This is a genomic window from Alcanivorax xiamenensis, assembly GCF_009846745.1.
Classification (GTDB): domain Bacteria; phylum Pseudomonadota; class Gammaproteobacteria; order Pseudomonadales; family Alcanivoracaceae; genus Alloalcanivorax; species Alloalcanivorax xiamenensis.
In genome coordinates this window covers 22,604-38,266 of the sequence record NZ_AQPF01000038.1, presented here as the reverse complement: position 1 = coordinate 38,266, position 15,663 = coordinate 22,604, and the positions used below count along the sequence as shown (strand labels likewise).

Below are 15,663 nucleotides of genomic sequence, written 5' to 3'. Positions count from 1 at the left end.
TCCGGCGTCCGGCGTCCGGCGTCCGGCGTCCTCCTTTGGCCTCTCTCTCCGATATCCGCTATCCTCTGCCACCCGACCCGATGTTGCCGGCATGCCCCGGCGACCTTTCCCGACCGGTTCAAGGATACGCCGTGACTCGCGCCAGCGAATTGCTTAACGATGCCGACCATATGGGCCGCCTGCTGGACGATTATCGTCCCCGTGAGCCCCAGTTGCGCATGGCCGACGCGGTGGACGCGGCGATCCGTTCCCATGGCACTTTGCTGGTGGAGGCGGAAACCGGTACCGGCAAGACTCTGGCCTATCTGTTGCCGGCGTTGCTCGGCGACGGCCCGACGTTGGTTTCCACCGGCACCAAGAGTCTCCAGGATCAGCTGTTCTTCAAGGACCTGCCGGTGGTACTCAAGGCACTGCCGGTACCGCGCAAGGTGGCGCTGCTGAAGGGACGCGCCAACTACTTGTGCCCCTATCGCCTGGAACTGCACCAGGAAGAGGCCCGTTTCCTGACCCGGGAAACCGCCGAGCAATTACAGGTGGTGGCCCATTGGGCCGGTCGCACCCGCACCGGCGACATTGCCGAGCTGAAGCAGCTTCCGGAGGATGCGCCAGTATGGCCCTGGGTCACCAGTACCGCGGACAATTGTCTGGGCACGGAGTGCCCGCGCCATTCCGAGTGTCCGCTGATGAATGCCCGGCGGGAAGCACAGGAAGCGGATCTGGTGGTGGTCAATCACCACCTGTTCTTCGCCAACGCGGCTCTGCGTGGGGAAGGGGTGAGCGAGCTGCTGCCCAGCGTCAACGCGGTGATCTTCGACGAGGCACACCAATTGCCGGAGGTGGCGGCCAATTTCTTCGGTGATTCGCTGAGTACCCGGCAATTGCAGGAATTGGGTCGGGACAGCCTGTCGGAGGCGTCCAGCAGTGCCATGGACGTGGGCGAACTGAATCGCCGCATCAGTGCCCTGGACAAGGCTTGCCAGGACTTCCGGCTTGCTCTTGGCGAACAGGAGCGCCGTGCCCCCTGGTCCGAGGTGGCGGAGTTGGAGGTAGTACAGGAAGCGGGGCAGGTGCTGCGCGAAGCCGCCTCGGAACTGGACGCTTTCCTCAAACCCCATGCCAAGGCCAGCCGGGGATTGGAGGCCTGTGCCCGGCGCGCCTGGGAGCACCTGCGTACTCTGGAGAATTTGTTGGAGGCGCAGGCACCGAATCGGGTCTATTGGTTCGAGACGTTCCGCCGCACCGTGGTGCTGCACGGCACGCCGTTGTCGGTGGCGGCGCAACTGCGGGCTCAGCGGGAGCAGCATCCGTGCGCCTGGGTGCTGACCTCCGCCACCCTGTCGGTGGCGGGTCGTTTTGAGCATTTACAGAAGCGGCTGGGACTGGACGAGGCCGAGACGCTGCGTCTGGAGAGCCCGTTCGACTTTAAGCGCCAGGCGGTGTTCTACGCCCCGGATGGCCTGCCGCCGCCGTCGTCGCCGAACTATACCGCCGCGCTGGCCGAAGCCATGGTGCCGGTGATCGAAGCCGCCGAAGGGCGGACGTTCTTTCTGTTCACCAGCCACCGGGCGTTGCGCGAAGCCGCCGGTATTCTGCGCCAGCGTCTGAGTTACCCGTTGCTGGTGCAGGGCGAGGCCGGTCGGCGGGAATTGCTGGACGAATTCCGGCGTTTGGGCAACGCGGTGCTGCTCGGCACCAGCAGCTTCTGGGAAGGCATCGACGTGCGGGGCGACGCGCTCAGCTGTGTCATAATCGACAAGCTGCCATTCGCCTCACCGGGCGATCCGGTGGCGGCGGCTCGCATCGAGTACATTAATCGCAATGGCGGTAACGCCTTTCGTGATTACCAGCTGCCGCAGGCGGTATTGGCCCTGCGTCAAGGGGCTGGCCGTCTGATTCGCGACCCGCGGGACACCGGCCTGCTGGTGGTGGCGGATCCGCGCCTGCTTAGCAAGGGCTACGGGCGCATGTTCATCGACAGCTTGCCGGGCATGACCCGCACCCGCAAGCTGGAGGTGGTGAAACGTTTTTTCGATTACATCAGGAATCGCTGACCGTGTTCCGCCGCATCGGCTCAGCCGCCTTCTCGGGAGTAGCCAGCCAATGACCCGTATTGTCGCCATCGAAACCGCCACTGACGCCTGCTCCGTGGCGCTATGGCAGGACGGTGCCGTATTGGAAAAGTTCGAGCCCGGGGCGCGCCGGCAAACCGAACGGGTATTGCCGATGGTGGAGGAACTCCTGGCGGAAGCGGGTATCGAACTCTCCTCGGTGGATGCGCTGGCGTTTGGCCAGGGCCCGGGCTCCTTCACCGGGGTACGCGTCGCCACCTCGGTGGTGCAGGGGCTGGCCTTTTCACTGGACTTGCCGGTGGTCGGGGTCTCCACCCTGGCATCCTGTGCCCTGGCTGCCCATGATCTCCAGCCCCGCTTTCGGCGGATCGCCGCGACGTTCGACGCACGCATGGGTGAAGTCTATTTCGGCGCTTATCGCTGCGGCGGGGATGAAGCGGAACCGCTGTGTGACGAGGGCGTATTCGCACCGGAACAGGTTCCCGTGCTGGACGGCGGCGACTGGCTGCTGGCTGGCTCCGGAGCGATTTATCAGGACGCGCTGAGCGGCCGGCTGACCTGGGCCGGAATGGACGCCGAGGCGATGCCTCGCGCGGCCACCGTGGCCCGGCTGGCGGTGGCGGCGGTACGGGAAGGTCGCACCGTGCCGGCGGAGCAGGCGCAGCCGGTTTATTTGCGCGATCGGGTGGTTCAGATAGGGAGAAAGTAATGATCGAGTGGGATTTGCCGGACGTGCACCATCTGCAGGTGGTGGTGCCGAAGCAGGCGATTGATGTCATGGGCCACGTCAACAACACCGAGTATCTGCGTTTCATGGAGCAGATCGCCTGGCACCACACCCAGGCGCTGGGGCTGGGCTGGGATAAATACCAGCAGCTCAACCGGGGCATGGTGGCGCGCCGTACCGAAGTGGATTATCTGGCGCCGGCGTTTGAAGGGGAGTCATTGCTGATCGGTACCTGGATCGTGGAGAACGACGAACGTATCAGCATTACCCGCCGTTACCAAATCATCCGTGAATCCGATGGCCTGACGCTGCTGCGTGGCCGCACTCGCTGGGTATGCGTGGCGTTGGATTCCGGTAAACCTCGCCGCATGCCGCCGGAATTTTTGTCCGGTTACCAACTTACCGCCCGGGAAGACTGAGCCGAATGGATGCTTTTCAAGCCGTTATCCTGGCCCTGATTCAGGGGCTTACCGAATTCCTGCCCATCTCCAGCTCCGCTCATTTGATTCTGCCCTCGGCGTTGTTCGGCTGGCCCGATCAGGGGCTGGCCTTTGACGTGGCGGTGCACCTGGGAACCCTGTTGGCGGTGGTGGTGTATTACCGCCGGGATCTGGTGGCGATGACCGGCGGCAGCCTCAAGGGAATCCGCACCGGCACCATGAACAACGAGCTGCGTCTGACCCTGCTGGTGGGGTTGGCGACGATTCCGGCGGTGGCCGCCGGTTTTCTGGCCAAGGATCTGATCGAAAACGAGCTGCGCTCGGCCACGGTGATCGCGGTCACCACGGTGCTCTTCGGGGTACTGCTGTGGCTCGCCGACGTGCTGGGTGCGCGTCGGCGTGGTACCGAAACGATGGGCGTGGGCAGCGCCTTGCTGATTGGCGTGGCGCAGGCGCTGGCCTTGATCCCCGGCACCTCGCGCAGCGGTGTCACCATCACCGCGGCGCTGGCGTTGGGCTTTCGCCGTGAAGACGCGGCCCGCTTTTCCTTTCTGATGTCGATACCGGTGATTCTTGGCGCCGGCCTGCTCAAGGCCAAGGATCTGGCGGAGAGTGCGGTGCCGGTGGACTGGCTGCATCTGATCCTGGGCGTGGCGGTCAGTGGGGTAGTCGCTTATCTGACCATTGTGTTTTTCCTGCGCCTGCTGGATCGCATTGGCATGCTGCCGTTCATGGTTTATCGGCTGCTGCTCGGCGGCGTGCTGTTCTACGTTATTTATTCGGGAACGGTGCTGTCTTGATACCGCTGGCCTGTCTCCCCGGCGCCCCGGATCTGAAGGACGTTCCCCGTCTTGAGGATGCGGAGCGGGCCCGGGAGCAAGGCGTTGAACTGGTGTTGGGGCGCGTCGACGACCGTCTCTCCTTGTGGGCGCCGGCACGGAAGGCGGCGCCTTTGTGCGTGGATTTCCTCGGTGGCCGCCAGGGGTATCGCCTGGCGGCGGACCGGGTGCGTCATGAGCGGTTGATCAAGGCGCTGGGGAAAGTCATCGGGACGCCGGCGCGGGTTTGTGATCTCACCACCGGTCTCGGGCGCGATTCCGCGTTGATGGCTCAGGCCGGTTTTCAGGTTCTGATGGTGGAACGCGAGCCGGTGTTGCACGCCTTGCTGGTGGATGGTTTGGCTCGTGCCGCCGGCACGCCGTTGGCATCCCATCTCACGCTGTTGCCGCTATCGGATGCGCGGGACCTGGTGGCCGCGTTGACCGGGCCGTTCCACGCGGTGTTTCTTGATCCGATGTTCCCGCCCAGGGAGAAAAGCGCGGCGGTGAAACAGGATCTGCGCTGGTTACAGCAGCTTTGCCGGTACCCGGACCAGGACGAAGAACAGGCGCTACTGGCGCTGGCGCGGGGATTGGATGCCCGCAAGGTGGTGGTCAAGCGCCCGCGCCGGGCGCCGCCGCTGGCGGCGGTGGCGGCTTCGCACAGTCTCGAGGGAAAGACCGTTCGCTTCGATGTTTACACGTGATGAGCGCTGAAAAGAGATCGAGGTCACCCCTCATTCGCGAGCAAGCTCGCTTCCCACAGCGGTGTTCCGAAGCCTCTGTGGGAAGCGAGCTTGCTCGCGAATGGGGTTGCCCGCAAAAGAGCAGGTCCGCAACGGTGGGACGTCACTGGTTTACGGACCGCGACCTCTTTAAGCGGACGTCTGGCTGTCCGGCTCCTCCGCCAGGGCGCGTTCCAGCTCCGGGACCCGTGTCACCCGCTGGATCGCCTGGCTGACGTCGGTACTGAGGATACGGCGGGCCTCGTCATCGAGAGCTCGCAGATGGTCGCCGAACTGCAGCATGCCGGCCTCGTCCTTCCACACCAGCCCGGTATCCAGCAGCTGCTGGATGAAGGTGCGCAACACCACCTTGTCGAAAAACTCCGGTGAGTTGAATTCATACAGCAGCGACAGCCTTTGCGTGGTGCGGCTGGCCAGTTCCGCCAGTTGCTCCGCTTCCAGCCGGCCGCCACCGTATTGCACCAGCAGGCGAATGGTCAGGTAATACCGTTCCAGCGACGGCATCACCGTTTGCCCCAGATGAGCCAGCATATCCGATGCCACGGTGTGAATTGGCGCGCCGTGCAAACAGTCGCCGTTCCGTTCAACCAGACCGTGCGCTTCCAGCATACCGACAATGCGATTGACGGCGTCGGTCAGTTCGTCGCCTTCCTGCCAGTGCAGGAAATACTCGTTACGGAAGAACGGGTAGAGCAGGGCGACCATGCGGTGCAGGGTATCCTGACTCAGGCTGCGGGCATTGAAGAACAGCGAACAAATCAATCCCGGCAATACGAACAAATGCAGGCTGTTGTTGCGCACGTAGGCCATCTGCAGCGCGGTGGCCGGATCCGTGGTGACCACATCACCGAGAGGGTGGGACACCCGCAGCAGAAACTCGTGCTTGAGCCCGTATTCGATCAGGGTATCGGCGTCGGTGTCCGCCAGGCAGGCGGTGTCACTGTAGGGCGCTTCGTTCAGCAGCGTGATGTACAGCTGCAATTGCTGCCGCAGCTGTTGCAGATCCATGGTGTGTTTGGGCGTTGCCAATAGTGCCAGACTGATCAGGTTGACCGGATTGGCCACCGCGGCGGCGTTGATGCGCGTGGCCACCTCCTGGCCCAAGGCGTTGACCGCGTGTTTGAACCAGTCTGGTGACTCCTGGGCGCTCAGGGTCTCGGCGCGCCATCCTTCCCGGTGGTCATCAAGGAAGTCCACCAGCTTGATCGGTTCACCGAAGTTCACATGCACCTGACCGAAGTGGCTGCGCAGCACCTTCACGGATTTCAGCAGACCGAAAACGGATTCCTTTTTCTTTTTCTTGCCATGCAGCTCGCCAATATAGGAACCACCTTCGATGACCTTTTCGTAACCCACATAAACGGGCACGAAGGCAATTGGCTTACGGGCGTCACGGAGAAAACTGCGCAATGTCATCGCCAGCATGCCGGTGCGTGGCTGCAACATGCGGCCGCTGCGGCTGCGGCCGCCTTCGATGAAGTATTCGATGGAAAATCCGCGCGCGGTGATGGTGTGCAAATACTCATAGAACACCGCTGAGTAGAGCGGATTGTCGCGGAAGCTGCGGCGCATGAAGAAGGCGCCGCCACGTCGCAGAATGGTGCCCACCACCGGCAGATTGAGATTGATGCCGGCGGCGATGTGCGGGGGCACCAGGCCGTTCCGGTAGACCACGAACGACAGCAATAAATAGTCGATGTGGCTGCGGTGGCAGGGCACATAGATGACCTCGTGGTCTCGCGCCACCTGGGTCAGATTGTCCAGATTGTAGAGACGAATGCCATCGTAAAGGCGGTTCCATAGCCAGTTGAGAAACAGCTCCAGCGCCCGGATTACCGTGTGGGAATAATCGGCGGCGATTTCCAGCGCGTAGCCACGGGCGCGGGCGGTGACTTTCTCTTCCTTGTCCTCGCTGCTGGCCATCTCCTCCTGGATGGCCTGACGTACCGCCGGAGACTGAATGATGTCGTTGGTCAGGGTGCGCCGGTGAGACAAGTCGGGGCCGATGGCCGCTTCCTGCTGACGGCGGAAGTGCACCCGCAGAACACGGGAGGTCTTGCGTACCACCTGATCCTCGTCATCGGATTGGTCGGCGAGCACGCGCAGGGACACCGGCGGGCTGAACTGCAGGTACAGATCCCGGCCCTGGGTGAGGATGATAAGAAACTTCTTGATGAAACCCGGTGGTGCCCAGGTATCGGAGAACAGAATCCGCCACAGGGAGTTTTCTTTTTCCGGCTGTCGTCCCCAGAACACCGACACCGGCACCAGTTGCACGTCCATGTCCGGGTTGTCGTGCAGGGCGCGCACCAGTTTCCGCAGGCGTGGCGGCACCAGGGCATCCCGTTGACGAGTGCCGGTCACTCCGCGCTTATACAGGTAGAAATAGCTGCGGCGCAGATGCTGTTTGCCCAGACTGAGAGAGGAATTGGCGGGGCTCAGTTTCTGCTTTCGGGTGGCCTGATGCACCACCGCCGCGTCCGCCACGGAACGGTCGCGCATTACATAGACCACCGGTTTGTTCGGGTCCAGTTGCAGTTCTTCGGGATCCGCCGGTAGCGCGGTGGCACGGGTGCACAGCCGCATGAAGGCGCGGATCAGCAAAAACAACAGTCGGTCGAGGCCTAGCCATGGACTCATAAAGCGAGCTCTTGGGTATCCGGGTAGAGGTCGATTCTACCGGACCGGGGCCGGGAGCGCCCACCATGATGATTCGCACTGGCGCGGCGCCCGGCCGCGTCCGCGGTCATGGCCTTGCCCGAATCGATTAACCTTGCCGCTCGTATGGTATTTCCGTTCGCAATCCGCGATCATCCTGATTCGCGATACCCCCGTATTAAAGGAGTAACCCGTGTTCGAGCACCAGGCCGGCCTGTTTGACCGTCACTATACCCATCATCTTTTTCTTGAGTTTGCCCTCGGCGCGGGCGCCGACATGGACGAGATTCGCCTGGCTTTGCGCGAGGTGCTAGCGCGGGCACCAGCCAATACCCCGTTGTTGATGGCGTTCGGTCCCGGGTTATGGCGGAAGCTGTCACGGGCCTTCACCTTCCCGCCGTTTTCTCTGGAGGGCAAGGCGCCCTCCACCCAGGGGGACTTGCTGATCTGGATCCAGGCGGAGAACCCCAGTGACCTGTTCGATACCGGCCTGGCGGCGTCACGGCGGTTGCGCGCGGCCCTGGCGTTGCAGCTGGAAGTGCAGGGTTTTGTTTACCACGATATGCGCGATCTGTCCGGCTTCGTCGATGGCATCGGCAACCCCACCGGCGACAAGGCCCTGGCCGCGGCGGTGATTCCGGAGGGACAACCCGGAGCGGGTGGCAGTTGGATGATCACGCAGAAATGGGTGCACAAGCTGGAAAACTTCCAGGCTTTGCCGGTGGAAGAGCAGGAAAAGGTGTTCGGCCGCACCAAAGTCGACGCGGTGGAGTTCGATGAAGAGAGCATGCCGGACAATTCCCATGTGGGCCGCACCGACGTGGATCATGAGGGTGTGCCACAGAAAATCTGGCGCCGGTCGGTGCCTTATGGCACCACCACCGAACACGGTTCCTACTTCATTGCATTCACCTGTGAACGGGAACGTTTTGAGTTCCTGCTGCGGCGGATGTACGGCATGATCGATGGCGTCCGCGATCGCCTGCTGGATTACAGCAGGCCGGTCACGGGTTCCTGGTGGTACGCGCCCAGTCAGGAATGGCTGAGCGCACTCTGAACGGCCGCCAAGCGGGCGGGCAGGACGGCGTCGCGCCGCCGCCCGCAACGGTGCCGGCTCCGCGCCCCCTTACCGGCGTCCTGCTGATGGCCGCCGGCGTCGGCATCTTGCCGGTGATGGACAGTCTGGCCAAATACCTCAGCGATGAGTACCACGTGGTTCAGGTCACCTGGGCTCGCTATCTGTTCCATTTTCTGCTGCTGGGCGCGTTGTTATTATGGCGTCTGCCGTTGTCCGCGTTGATTCCCCACCATGCCGGTCTGCAGGTTATCCGCAGTGCTTTCCTGCTCAGTACCACTCTTTGTTATTTCGGTGCCATTGCCTTTTTGCCGCTCGCCAATGCCCTGGCTCTGGCGTTTCTCGGGCCGCTGGTCAGTACCGCTCTGGCACCCCTGATTCTGGGGGAAAGCGCCGGCCCGCGTCGCTGGATCGCGGTGGCGGTGGGTTTTCTTGGCACTCTGGTGGTGATCCGTCCCGGCTGGGGGGAGTTCCACTGGGCTTCCTTGCTGGGCTTGGGGGCGGGCGTGTCCTATGGACTTTACCAACTCACCACCCGGCGCCTGTCCGGCAGCGGCCGCCCCTCGGTGACTCTGTTTTACACCTCGGTATTCGGTCTGGCGGTGCTCAGTCTGGTCGTGCCGCTGGTCTGGCGCTGGCCGGAGCCCGCCAGCTGGGGGCTGATGCTGTTGATGGGGTCGGTGGGCGCATTGGCGCACTTCCTCATCATCCGTGCCTTCGAGTACGCCAGTGCCCCGGTGTTGTCCCCGGTCAGTTATATGGAAATGGTCTCCGCCGTTACCCTGGGCTGGCTGATCTTCGGCGACTTCCCCGACGCCTGGACCTGGGCCGGTATTGGCCTGATCGTGGTCAGCGGACTATTGATTGTTATCTGGGAATGATAAGAGCTGTTGACAGTTGATAGTGGACAGTTGACAGCGGAAAGAAATGCGGAAGTGCAAAAGCCATTTGCGTATCAACAAAGTCGATTCATGCCTTTTCTGTGGGAAGCTTGCTTGCAAGCGAATGCCGTCAAGCGCCTGAACGAGCCCCATTCGCTTGCAAGCAAGCTTCCCACAGCGGCTAAAGATCACCTGTTTTTGTTTTCCGCTGTCAACTGTCCACTATCAACTGTCAACTCTGTTTATTTCTGTTTCCCAAACATTTTCCAGACCAGGAACGGAGTCAGCTTCAGGCTGGCGCCGAGCCATTGCAGCGGGTTTTTGGGGAAGGCGAAACGCAGGGCGTTGAGCAATCCTTTGTAGGTGGCGCGGTCGAAGGGGTACCACCAGAGGTTACGTTTGGCCGGGAGCAGGTCCCAATTAATGGCTTTGACGTGGGTCATTTCCTCCAGGCCTTCGGGGCCGTGGGTGCGGCCGATACCAGATTCCTTCCAGCCGCCCCAGGGTGTTTCCGACAGGCCATGGCTGTAGAGGTGGTCATTGAGGGTGGTGACGCCGGATTCCAGCCGGGCGGCGAGGGCACGGCCCTTTTTGTTGTCGCGGGTCCAGATCGAGGAGGTCAGCGCCAGTTTCGAATCGTTGGCTTTTTCCAGGGCTTTCTCGACGTTGGCGACGGCGGTGACGGCAATGATCGGGCCGAAGGTTTCCTCGCGCATCACCAGCATGTCGTCCGTGACCTGGGTGAGTAGCGTGGCGGGCAGGAAATAGCCGTTTTCCACGTCGCCCACTGGTCGTGACTGAGCCTCGATACGCGCGCCTTTGGCGAGAGCGTCTTCCAGATGCTGTTCCACCGTGCATTTCTGACCCTCGGTGGTGAGGCTGCCAATATCCACCGGGATGCTTGTATCGTTGCCGGGACCGTGGCGCAGGGCACGGGTTTTCTTCGCCAATAACTCGACGAAGTCATCGTACACCGACGCTTCCACATAAACGCGCTCGACACCGCCGCAGCTTTGCCCGGCGTTTTGATAGCCGGCCCAGGCGGCGCCGTTGGTGGCCCGTTCCAGGTCGGCGTCGGCCAGCACGATCATCGGGTCGTTGCCGCCCAGCTCCAGCGACAGCGGCGTCAGTGTTCGCGCCGCCTGGGCCATCAGCACCTTGCCGGCGTTGACGCTGCCGGTGAAGAACAGCTTGTCCACGCCGTTTTCAAAGAAGGCGGTGGCCACCGCCGAGCCGGAACCGACGATATGCTGGAACAGCCCGTCCGGTAATTGGCCGGCCTCGACGATGCCCTCGATGGCGCGACCCACCGCCGGAGTGGCGGCGGCCACCTTCAGCAGTACGGCGTTACCGGCCATCAGGCCCATGATGATTTCGCCGAACGGAATCGACAGCGGATAGTTCCAGGGGCTGATGATGCCCACCACGCCCAGGGGCAGGCGGCGAATCTCGGTGCGCTTATTGGCGAATAACAGGCTGCCGCCGGAGCGGCGTTTCGACGCCAGTACCTTCTCCGCGTTACGGCCATACCACTGGCAGGCGAGGGCACAGGGCAACACTTCGGTGGCCAGGGCATCGACCAGGGTCTTGCCGTTGCTTTCGCTCACCACCCGGGCGAGTCCCTCGGCGTTATCGCGAATGTAATCGCGCATGCGCTTGATGTGGACCGCCCTTTCCTTGAACGATTTGGCGGCCCAGATTCGCTGCGCCTGGCGCGCCTTCTCAAAGCGGCCGGGCAAAGTGGCGAGGTCGGTTTCATTGAGTTCGGCGACGGCTTTGCCCGTGGCGGGGTTGGTGTCGATCACGACGCTCATGGTTATGGCTCCGGCGGCAATGTTGAATCACTGGCGATAATGGTGGCGTGATCGCGAAAACCATGCCATGGCCGGGGCGCCGGGGAGGGGGGCACTGGGCGCCAGGGATGAGAACCGCCGTGGGAAGCTTGCTGGCAAGCGAATGGGGTTCCTTCGGGCGTTGACAATATTCGCTTGCCAGCAAGCTTCCCACAGCGGCTTCGGAGCGACCTGATAAGTCAGACCAGAAGGTTTTCCAGCACCCGGCGGTAGATTCCGGTGAGAGTATCCAGTTCGCTGACGCTGGTATGTTCGTCCACCTTGTGGATGGTGGCGTTCACCGGGCCAAGTTCCACTACCTGAGCCCCGGTGGGGGCAATGAAACGGCCGTCACTGGTGCCGCCGGCGGTGGACAACTCGGTATCGCGGCCGGTTTCCTGGCGAATCGCCGCCACGGTGGCGTCCACCAGGGCACCGCGATCGGTCAGGAAGGGTTGGCCGGACAAGGTCCACTGCAAGTCGTAGTCCAGGCCGTGTTTGTCCAGAATCGCCTCGGTGCGTTCACGCAGAAGGGCTTCGGTTAGTTCGGTGGAGAAGCGGAAATTGAACAGCACCCGGCACTGGCCCGGAATCACGTTGGTGGCGCCGGTGCCGGCCTGAATGTTGGAGATCTGGAAGCTGGTGGCGGGAAAGAAATCGTTGCCCTGATCCCATTCCTCGGCCGCCAGTTCCGCCAGGGCGGGCGTGGCCTGATGCACCGGATTGCGGGCCAGGTGCGGGTAGGCCACATGGCCCTGGATGCCTTTGACCGTGAGCACGGCACCGAGGGAGCCGCGCCGGCCATTTTTAATCACATCGCCGACGGTGTCGGTGGAGGAAGGCTCGCCCACCAGACAATAGTCGATGGCTTCGTCGCGTCCTCGCAGATACTCCACCACCTTGACGGTACCGTTCACCGATGGGCCTTCCTCGTCGGCGGTGATCAAAAAGCCGATGCTGCCGTTATGATCGGGATGAGCAGCGACGAACTCCTCCACCGCCACCAGCATGGCGGCGATGGAGCCTTTCATGTCCGCCGCGCCACGGCCATAGAGCAGGTCACCGTCGATCGTCGGGGTGAACGGATCATGAGTCCATTCCGTGGGCTCACCGGTCGGCACCACATCGGTATGCCCGGCGAATACAAACAAGGGGCCACCGTCGCCGCGCCGCGCCCACAGATTACGCACTTCCTCGAACCACAGGGTTTCGCACTGGAACCCCAGGGCTTCCAGCTTTTCGATCATCCAGTCCTGGCAGCCTTCGTCCACCGGTGTGACGGAAGGGCGGCGGATCAGTTCCCGGGCGTACTCGAGGGTTTTGCTCATGGAAGCTCCAGCTTTGTTTACAGGCGGCTTGCATAAGGGCCGGACGCTTGACGTTTAAAAGACAAAGGGCTGCGTCCGGCGTCCGGCGTCCGGCGTCCGGCGTCCGGCGTCCGGCGTCAATTATGCTTGTGCAGCTCTTCGTTCAGCGCGATGGCGCTCTTGTTGGTCCGGCACTGCACCGCGCCGGTTTCCGAGTTGCGGCGGAACAGCAGGTCGGATTTGCCGGCCAGATCCCGGGCCTTGACGGTGTCGACCACGGCGCCATCTTCGTCCAGTACTTCCACTTTCGTGCCGGAAGTGATGTAGAGACCGGCCTCAATGGTGCAACGATCACCCAGGGGAATGCCGGTGCCGGCGTTGGCGCCGAGCAGGCAGCCTTCGCCCAGGGAAATGACGATGTTGCCGCCGCCGGACAGCGTGCCCATGGTGGACGCGCCACCGCCAATATCGGAGCCCTTGCCGACGAATACGCCGGCGGAAATACGGCCTTCGATCATGCCCGGGCCTTCGGTGCCGGCGTTAAAGTTGATGAAGCCCTCGTGCATGATGGTGGTGCCTTCGCCCACATAGGCGCCGAGGCGGACCCGGGCGGTGTCGGCGATACGTACGCCGGCGGGAACCACGTAATCGGTCATTTTCGGGAACTTGTCGACGCTGTTCACTTCCAGCAGTTTGCCGTTGAGACGGGCCAGCAGTTGACGCTCCGGCAGTTCTTCCAGATCCACCGCGCCTTCGTTGGTCCAGGCCACGTTCGGCAGCAGCGGGAAGATGCCGCCGAGGATCACGCCGTGGGGTTTGACCAGACGATGAGAGAGCAGGTGCAGTTTCAGATAGGCTTCCGGGGTGGAGGCCGGCTCGGCGTCGGTTTCCAGGATGGTGAGCACCACCGGGCGCTCGGATTCCTGGAACGCCACCGCGTAGCTGGCCTCATGCTCGAAACCGGCTTCACGCCATTCCCGGGCCAGGTGCTGTACCTGGCGATGGGTCAGTTCCAGGGCGGCATTGCCGCCCTGGTAGCCCACTTCCTCACGCACGACCTCAATCAGTTTGGGATCCGGATTCAGGTAGGGATCCGGATAAAACACTTCCAGCCAGTTATCATCGCGGTTCTTGGTGCCGCAACCCAGGGCGAAGGCGAAAATCGTGCTCATAACAGTCTCCAGTGTTTCGCTGGATGCCCGACGCCGGACGCCTGACGCTTAAACCCCGTTTTTTCGTGGGTGCGTCCGGCGTCGAGCGTCTGCGTCCGGCGTTTTAAATCATTTCTTTCCATTGGTCGGCGTTGAAGCCGGCCACCAGGGCCTCTCCGTGCTGGAGGATCGGCCGTTTAATAATGGATGGATTGTCCCGTGCCACGGTCACGGCCTGTTCGGCGTCCATATTGTCGCGCAGGTTCTGATCCAGTTTACGCCACGTGGTGCCGCGACGGTTGATCACGGTTTCCCAGCCGAGGGCGTCGATCCAGTGGCGTAATTCCGCTTCCGGCACGCCTTCCTTTTTGTAATCGTGAAACACGTACTGCACGCCCTGGTCGTCGAGCCAGACCCGGGCTTTCTTCATGGTGTCGCAGTTCTTGATGCCGTAAAGGGTAGTGGCCACGGTTAAACTCCTTGCTGTGCTCGAATACACGCTCTAAGAGCCTGTTCATGATCTCTACGACGCCGCGCCGGAGTTCATTTTGTCGTCAGGTCGTGATTCCGATTGTGCGGTGTAGTCATTCTACATAAACAAGCGTAATCGCGATCTGGCGGCAAAAGGGACCCGGCCCTTCGGGTTGTGCTGGAAAAGCCGCCAGAGGACGCCCCGGCCTTTGCCTTTGGCCCCACCAAAGCCTGCAGTCCGTGACGCCCTCTGGCGGCTTTTCCAGCAGCAACGCGGCGGCGTAGAGATCATGAACAGGCTCTTACAGACGCTTGATCAGCGCACGTATGCGCTCGGCGCCTTCCACGCACTGGTCCAGTTCCGCCACCAGGGCCATGCGCACTCTGTTGCTGCCCGGGTTGCGGCCGTCCACGGTGCGGGACAGGTAGCGGCCGGGCAACACGGTGACGTTCTCTTCCGCCTTCAGTTGACGGGCGAAACTCTCGTCGTCGATGGGCGTGCGCGGCCACAGGTAAAAGCCCGCGTCCGGGGCGGATACCTTAAGTACGTCACCGAGAATGTCCAGCACCGCGCGGAATTTTTCCACATACAGAGCGCGGTTGGTTTGCACGTGGCTTTCGTCGTTCCAGGCGGCGATGCTGGCCAGCTGATGATGGACCGGCATGGCGCAGCCGTGATAGGTGCGGTAGCGCAGGAACCGTTGCAGGATTTCGCCATCACCGGCGACGAAACCGGAACGCAACCCTGGCAGGTTGGAGCGCTTGGACAGGGAATGGAACACCACGCAGCGGCGGTAGTCGTGGCGGCCCATTTCCGCGCAGGCCTGCAGCAGGCCGGCGGGTGCCTTGTCCTGATAGATTTCCGAGTAGCACTCATCGGAGGCGATGACGAAATCGTACTTGTCCGCCAGTTGGATCAGCGCTTTGAGTTGTGCCTTGGAAAGGGTGGCGCCAGTGGGGTTGCCGGGGGTGCAGATGAACAGCAGCTGAGTGCGAATCCATACGTCCTCGCCGACCGCGTCGAAATCCGGTTGCAGGCCGGAGGCGCTGGTGCAGGGCAGGTACACCGGCTCGCCACCGCCGAGCAGAGTGGCGCCTTCGTAGATCTGATAGAAGGGGTTGGGCATCAGTACCAGCGGCCGGCGCTGCCGGTCCAACAGGGCCTGGGTGAAGGCGAACAGCGCTTCGCGGGTACCGTTCACAGGAATCACCTGCCGGTCGTGGTCCACCGAGGTCAGCTTGAAGCGGCGTACCAGCCAGTCGGCGATGGCCTGGCGCAGTTCCGGCAGGCCGTTGGTGGCCGGATAGCGGGACAATAAACCGGTATTCTCGCGTAGCACTTGTTGCACGAATTCCGGCGCCGGATGCTGTGGTTCGCCGATGGAAAACGACACCGGGGATTGGTCCGAGGCGGGCAGGTTATTGAACAGCGTCGCCAGTTTTTCAAAAGGGTAGGGGTGCAGCTGCTCCAAATCCGGATTCATGAGG

At 62.4% G+C, this 15,663-nt stretch carries 13 protein-coding genes; 7 read left to right on the top strand and 6 right to left on the bottom strand.

The features are described 5' to 3' along the window. The 5 genes from yoaA to A6D6_RS17065 all read left to right on the top strand — a co-directional run. On the top strand, positions 1–2,051 hold a 2,051-nt coding region (yoaA, locus tag A6D6_RS17085; RefSeq protein WP_500778905.1), incomplete at its 5' end, for a DNA repair helicase YoaA. 49 nt (positions 2,052–2,100) lie between these two features. After that, positions 2,101–2,778 (top strand): tRNA (adenosine(37)-N6)-threonylcarbamoyltransferase complex dimerization subunit type 1 TsaB, encoded by a 678-nt coding sequence (gene tsaB, locus A6D6_RS17080; RefSeq protein ID WP_133492541.1) that lies wholly within the window; start codon positions 2,101–2,103, stop codon positions 2,776–2,778. Next, entirely contained in the window at positions 2,778–3,215 is a 438-nt protein-coding gene (locus A6D6_RS17075; RefSeq protein ID WP_133492542.1) for an acyl-CoA thioesterase, read from the top strand. Before tsaB ends, A6D6_RS17075 begins: the two co-directional genes overlap by 1 nt. A 5-nt stretch (positions 3,216–3,220) precedes the next feature. Then, the gene (locus A6D6_RS17070; protein ID WP_159661364.1) at positions 3,221–4,036 is read left to right on the top strand and encodes an undecaprenyl-diphosphate phosphatase; all 816 of its coding nucleotides are present in this window, start codon (positions 3,221–3,223) and stop codon (positions 4,034–4,036) included. After that, positions 4,033–4,761 (top strand): class I SAM-dependent methyltransferase, encoded by a 729-nt coding sequence (locus tag A6D6_RS17065; protein ID WP_236564143.1) that lies wholly within the window; start codon positions 4,033–4,035, stop codon positions 4,759–4,761. The genes A6D6_RS17070 and A6D6_RS17065 overlap by 4 nt, the downstream gene beginning before the upstream one ends. Positions 4,762–4,929: 168 nt before the next feature. On the opposite strand, the gene plsB is transcribed toward A6D6_RS17065, so the two are convergent. Continuing rightward, the gene (plsB, locus tag A6D6_RS17060; RefSeq protein ID WP_159661363.1) at positions 4,930–7,440 is read right to left on the bottom strand and encodes a glycerol-3-phosphate 1-O-acyltransferase PlsB; all 2,511 of its coding nucleotides are present in this window, start codon (positions 7,438–7,440) and stop codon (positions 4,930–4,932) included. Positions 7,441–7,651: 211 nt separating this feature from the next. Here plsB and A6D6_RS17055 point away from each other — a divergent pair, with 211 nt between their 5' ends. Further along, a complete protein-coding gene (locus A6D6_RS17055; protein WP_133492545.1) occupies positions 7,652–8,515 on the top strand; it encodes a Dyp-type peroxidase in 864 nt (287 codons plus the stop codon). Next, the gene (locus A6D6_RS17050; RefSeq protein WP_159661362.1) at positions 8,497–9,414 is read left to right on the top strand and encodes a DMT family transporter; all 918 of its coding nucleotides are present in this window, start codon (positions 8,497–8,499) and stop codon (positions 9,412–9,414) included. The genes A6D6_RS17055 and A6D6_RS17050 overlap by 19 nt, the downstream gene beginning before the upstream one ends. Before the next feature lie 242 nt (positions 9,415–9,656). Here A6D6_RS17050 and A6D6_RS17045 read toward each other — a convergent pair whose 3' ends face one another. The 5 genes from A6D6_RS17045 to dapC all read right to left on the bottom strand — a co-directional run bounded on the left by A6D6_RS17045 (position 9,657) and on the right by dapC (position 15,659). Further along, on the bottom strand, positions 9,657–11,228 hold the full coding sequence (locus A6D6_RS17045; protein WP_159661361.1) for an aldehyde dehydrogenase family protein: 1,572 nt from the start codon (positions 11,226–11,228) through the stop codon (positions 9,657–9,659). Positions 11,229–11,446: 218 nt separating this feature from the next. Further along, positions 11,447–12,574: a succinyl-diaminopimelate desuccinylase gene (gene dapE, locus A6D6_RS17040; protein ID WP_159661360.1), complete on the bottom strand. Its 1,128-nt coding sequence runs from the start codon at positions 12,572–12,574 to the stop codon at positions 11,447–11,449. Between the two features lie 116 nt (positions 12,575–12,690). Further along, the gene (dapD, locus tag A6D6_RS17035) at positions 12,691–13,725 is read right to left on the bottom strand and encodes a 2,3,4,5-tetrahydropyridine-2,6-dicarboxylate N-succinyltransferase (protein WP_159661359.1); all 1,035 of its coding nucleotides are present in this window, start codon (positions 13,723–13,725) and stop codon (positions 12,691–12,693) included. Positions 13,726–13,828: 103 nt separating this feature from the next. After that, positions 13,829–14,173, bottom strand: coding sequence for an ArsC family reductase (locus A6D6_RS17030; RefSeq protein ID WP_159661358.1), 345 nt, complete (start codon positions 14,171–14,173; stop codon positions 13,829–13,831). A gap of 304 nt (positions 14,174–14,477) precedes the next feature. Next, a complete protein-coding gene (gene dapC / locus A6D6_RS17025; protein ID WP_159661357.1) occupies positions 14,478–15,659 on the bottom strand; it encodes a succinyldiaminopimelate transaminase in 1,182 nt (393 codons plus the stop codon). Between the last annotated feature and the right edge of the window lie 4 nt (positions 15,660–15,663).

Bases quoted from the DNA above. Each gene is read 5' to 3' on its own strand.
- tsaB (WP_133492541.1), top strand. From the start codon at position 2,101: ATGACCCGTATTGTCGCCATCGAAACCGCCACTGACGCCTGCTCCGTG.
- A6D6_RS17075 (WP_133492542.1), top strand. From the start codon at position 2,778: ATGATCGAGTGGGATTTGCCGGACGTGCACCATCTGCAGGTGGTGGTG.
- A6D6_RS17070 (WP_159661364.1), top strand. From the start codon at position 3,221: ATGGATGCTTTTCAAGCCGTTATCCTGGCCCTGATTCAGGGGCTTACC.
- plsB (WP_159661363.1), bottom strand. From the start codon at position 7,440: ATGAGTCCATGGCTAGGCCTCGACCGACTGTTGTTTTTGCTGATCCGC.
- A6D6_RS17050 (WP_159661362.1), top strand. From the start codon at position 8,497: ATGGCTGAGCGCACTCTGAACGGCCGCCAAGCGGGCGGGCAGGACGGC.
- A6D6_RS17045 (WP_159661361.1), bottom strand. From the start codon at position 11,228: ATGAGCGTCGTGATCGACACCAACCCCGCCACGGGCAAAGCCGTCGCC.
- dapE (WP_159661360.1), bottom strand. From the start codon at position 12,574: ATGAGCAAAACCCTCGAGTACGCCCGGGAACTGATCCGCCGCCCTTCC.
- dapD (WP_159661359.1), bottom strand. From the start codon at position 13,725: ATGAGCACGATTTTCGCCTTCGCCCTGGGTTGCGGCACCAAGAACCGC.
- dapC (WP_159661357.1), bottom strand. From the start codon at position 15,659: ATGAATCCGGATTTGGAGCAGCTGCACCCCTACCCTTTTGAAAAACTG.